The organism is Microvirga tunisiensis, assembly GCF_009296175.1.
In the GTDB taxonomy this organism is placed as follows: Bacteria; Pseudomonadota; Alphaproteobacteria; order Rhizobiales; family Beijerinckiaceae; genus Microvirga; species Microvirga tunisiensis.
The window spans coordinates 1-4,163 of the sequence record NZ_VOSK01000463.1; the positions used below are offsets into that span (position 1 = coordinate 1).

Sequence of the window (4,163 nt, forward strand, 5' to 3'; positions counted from 1 at the left end):
CCTCCATCGCTCCGGTGGCGCAGCTGCTCGCCATGGACCGGACGACCCTGACGGCCGCTCTGAAGCCGCTGGAGCGGGACGGCCTCGTGGCCATCGCCCGGGATCCCGGCGACCGCCGCAACCGCCTCCTGCGCCTCACGGACAAGGGGCGGGAGGTCCTGGCCTCGGCCGTCCCGATCTGGCGGGAAACCCATGACAACGTTGAGGCCTGCTTGGCAGAGAGGGAGCCTGCTGATCTACGAGGAGCACTGAAGGCCCTCTCCTGAGATAATCTGTCTCGCTACATGGGTTCAGCGCCGGTCAGGCCTGTGTGTGTTCACCACCCCGGCTGCCGGGAGGCGGCATCCGGGCTCAGACTTCCGCGGCCCGTGCGAGCATCACGCCCACAGCACGCTGGACGCTGCATTGTTCGTGCTGACCCGTGCGCTCTGAAGAAGGGATCGGCGCAAGATCTGCTCCTGGTTGAGCGCTAACGCAGTACGTAGCAGGAACATGCTCTCCAACGCAGGTGTGTCGAGCGGGCCGGCGGCCTAATACGCCTCGGTTCGGGCGTCTGAGGAGCCATACGGCATCGCGGACGCGTCGACAGAAAGGATGCGGCAACCCGACAGATCTGCCCGAACGAGTGACTCTGCTTGGAGGCTGCATGGACAGGCTTCGCCCGAAATAACAGCGCTTTACCCGATGAATATCCAGGCACTTTGCCCAACGCATAGGGTCAGACTTCAAGCCTCGCGCCACCAGTTGTCGATCCATTCTATCCTAGCGCTCAATCAGGAACGGATCTTGTGTTGGCCTCAGCCGGTCATCCTCTTGCTTCCGGGAAGCTGTCCTCATAACGCTACAATCCAGAACTCGGATGTGCCTGCCTTGAGGCGTGTTGAGGCGTTCCTGCCGGGACGTGGACGAGCCAATCCGCCTTGGTTGTTACACCTGCGAGCTCATAGAGGTCGGCGCAAGATCAGCAAATCTTGTTCCAGTCCCACAACGCGGAGGAACACCTGAGGAGCGTGTGATGAGCTGCATCAGTTCGCCCCCTGTCGTGCCAGTCCCGGCGCTTGCGAGCCCCTCCTGAATGGCAGGACCTCAGAGCCCGAACAGCCTTTCAAAGAAGTTCTTTTGGCGCCTGGGGCGCCGCTGGGGTTGGCTCCTGGCGCTTTCGCCGGCATTGGCGTAGCGCGAATCCTGTCCGGCGCCACCCACACCCGGCAGGCCTACCGGCTTCTGATCCTTCAGGGCGATCTTCATGAAGTTGTGCCAGACTTCCGTGGGCAGGTTGCCGCCAGACACGCCCTTGGTGGGCGTGCTGTTATCGTTGCCGAGCCAGACGCCGGCAACCAGATTGCCGGTGAAGCCCACGAACCAGGCGTCCCTGTAGTCGTTGGTGGTGCCGGTCTTGCCCGCCATGGGCCAGCCGGGGACTTGCGCTTTCTTGGCAGTGCCGATGACGAAGACGTTGTGCATCATCGCGTTCATCATGGCATCGATGCTTGGATCGATGATGCGGCCGAGACCGCCCGACGCCGGGCGGTTGAAGAGGAGCTTGCCATCTGTAGTCTTCACTTCGGTGATCACATAAGGCACAACCGCGAAGCCCCCGTTGGCGAAGGCTGCATAGGCGCCCACCAGCTCCAGAGGTGTCACCTCGGAGGTGCCGAGTGCGATCGTGGGGTCGGTTTGGAGCGGCGAGGTGATGCCGAGGCGCTGGGCCGTTTGCACGACGGCCTTGGGCCCGACCTCCATGTTGAGCTTCACCGCCACGGTGTTGAGGGAGAGCGCGAGAGCATTGCGTAAGGTGATCGGCCCTCGATAGCCCCGGTCATAATTCTCGGGCTTCCAGCCGTTGATTTTGACCGGTGAATCCGTGCGCACGGTGTCGGGGGTGAGCCCCCGCTCAAGGGCCGTCAGATAGACGAAGGGCTTGAAGGACGAGCCCGGCTGCCGGCGGGCGGAGGTCGCCCGGTTGAACTGGCTCACCTCGTAGTCGCGGCCACCCACGAGGGCTGTTACAGCCCCGTCCGGCCGCATGGCCACGAAGGCGCCCTGGCTGACGTTAAACTTCTGCCCCTTGGCATTGAGCTCATCCACCAACACCCGCTCGGCGGCCGCCTGCATGGCCGGCTCAAGGGTGGTCGAGACCACGATGTCGGAGTCGATGGTGCCGACGACGTCGTCGAGCACGTCCACCACGTAGTCAGCGGCATAATTGGCGGAACCGGCTCGTTGTGGACGCACGGGCTCGGTTGGTGCGCCGAGCGCCGTCTTGGTCATGTCCGGCGTGATGAAGCCGAGCTCGTTCATAGCCGCGATCACGAGTTCGGCGCGGGCCTGCGCGGCCTCCGGGTTGCGGTTGGGTGCCAGACGGGACGGAGATTGCACGAGGCCCGCCAGCATGGCGGCTTCTGACAGCGACACCTCGCGGGCCGACTTGCCGTAATAGCGCTGGGCGGCGGCCTCGACGCCGTAGGCGCCGGCACCGAAATAGACCCGGTTGAGGTAGAGTTCGAGGATCTGGTCCTTCGAATACTTGCGCTCGAGCCACAGGGCCAGAATCGCCTCCTGGATCTTGCGTGAGGCGGTGCGCTCCGGGGTCAGGAACAGGTTCTTGGCGAGCTGCTGCGTCAGTGTCGAGCCGCCCTGCAGGCCGCCGCTGTTGCTCAGGTTGCGGTAGGCGGCGCGGCCGAGGCCCGTCGGATCGATGCCCCAATGGTCGTAGAAGCGCCGGTCCTCGATCGCGACGAAAGCCTTGGGCAGGTAGGGCGGGAGCTCCTCCAGCGTGACGGTGCGCCCGCCCGTTTCGCCGCGGTTGGCAAGAAAAGAGCCGTCGCTCGCCAGGATGGCAATGTTCGGGGGCCGTTTCGGCACGGTGAGCTGATCGATCGGCGGTAGCTGCGAGGCGTAATAGGCGACGATGCCGCCCAAGCCGATGACGCCGCACAGGCAGAGCGCGAGCCCGGCATAAACCACCTTACGGAAGAACGAGCCACCGGGCGCGCCCTGGGCCTTCTTGGGTCGGTGAGGCCCGTCATCGCCGGTTTGAGAGGCTCCTCTACGCGCCGCGGCCTCGCCCTCCCGATCCTCGGACGTGGGACAAGAGTCCAGCTCCTGCGTTTCCGTAGCCGGCGCGTCGACAACCGGCTCACGCCGGTCACATCCGTTCGCCACGTGTGATCAACCCCCCCATTCATGCCGCTGGTGCAATCCGGCGTTTCTGCCATAGGGTCTTGGCGCAACCAAGCCCCGGAGTGGACATGCATATCACTCCCCGAGACCCCACGCGTGAGAGCACCATCAACTTAACTGAGTAAAGGCGGTTTTCCGCTGTTCTCAGCTCTTCCGCGACCGGTCACCGAAAATGCGGGGCCCGCTCCGGATCGAAGCACCAGGGAAGGCAGGTAAAGGCGTTAAGTGGACGGTGCCATCCGGGGTCATAGGTGATCCGGGGTCGAAGGATCCTGCATGCCCATTCACTTGTGAGGCGGACCAGAGCAGAGCGGCGCGTCGTCTCCGCTCATCAGGAGCTTCCAGTGCCTTGAAAGCCTTGCCGTGCCAACGCGGGGTGCTGATAGGCTGTTCCTCCAGCGGAATGTCAAGTCTGGGGGCTCTCTATCACAGGGCGAACATTCCACGGTTTGCGATAGAGCCCGTCTGAAGTCAGACCTGTGTCAGATCTCGGAAGGCGTTGCAGGACCTCTCCCGGCTTCGCCATGATCTTGCTCCCTGCCCGGTGGGTAAGAACCTCCAGCGCATAAAAACGCCCCGGTGAAAAGCGTGACGGTCTTCGGCCGGGGCGTCTGTGGCTGTAGGGGGCTTATGCCACACCAGCTAAGCTAGCCGTTCCTATTCACCAGAGTTTGTTTCGGGGCCTATTTGGTAGCGCGGGCGTGCCGATCCGCTGCGTTTCTTTCACCGCGGCAAGGTCTGGAACGTGGGGAACGCGTTGGCAGGGACGGGATGGGATGACCGGGGCGATGGCAGCCCCGGCGCTCAGGGCGAGGCCGCCCGGGGCTGGGGTGCCAGAGCGCTCGCAAGACGGCGGACGAGATCCGCTTCCGGACAGCACGAGGCAAAGGCCAGTCGGATGCGGCTGGTGGTTTCCTGCACCCGCACGGCGATCTTGAGCAGGCGCAACCGCAGCGTTGCGAACTCCGCCCGGGCGAGAT

General features: G+C 64.1%; 3 protein-coding genes. 1 reads left to right on the top strand and 2 read right to left on the bottom strand.

Annotated features, from left to right (window positions below; translation table 11 throughout):
• A partial coding sequence (locus tag FS320_RS39355; RefSeq protein WP_152717824.1) for a MarR family winged helix-turn-helix transcriptional regulator occupies positions 1–266 on the top strand: 266 nt, incomplete at its 5' end.
• Positions 267–1,086: 820 nt separating this feature from the next.
• Here FS320_RS39355 and FS320_RS39360 read toward each other — a convergent pair.
• Positions 1,087–3,165: a transglycosylase domain-containing protein gene (locus FS320_RS39360; RefSeq protein ID WP_420846833.1), complete on the bottom strand. Its 2,079-nt coding sequence runs from the start codon at positions 3,163–3,165 to the stop codon at positions 1,087–1,089.
• Between the two features lie 822 nt (positions 3,166–3,987).
• The coding region (locus tag FS320_RS39365) for a transposase (RefSeq protein WP_192926244.1) at positions 3,988–4,163 on the bottom strand (176 nt) is incomplete at its 5' end.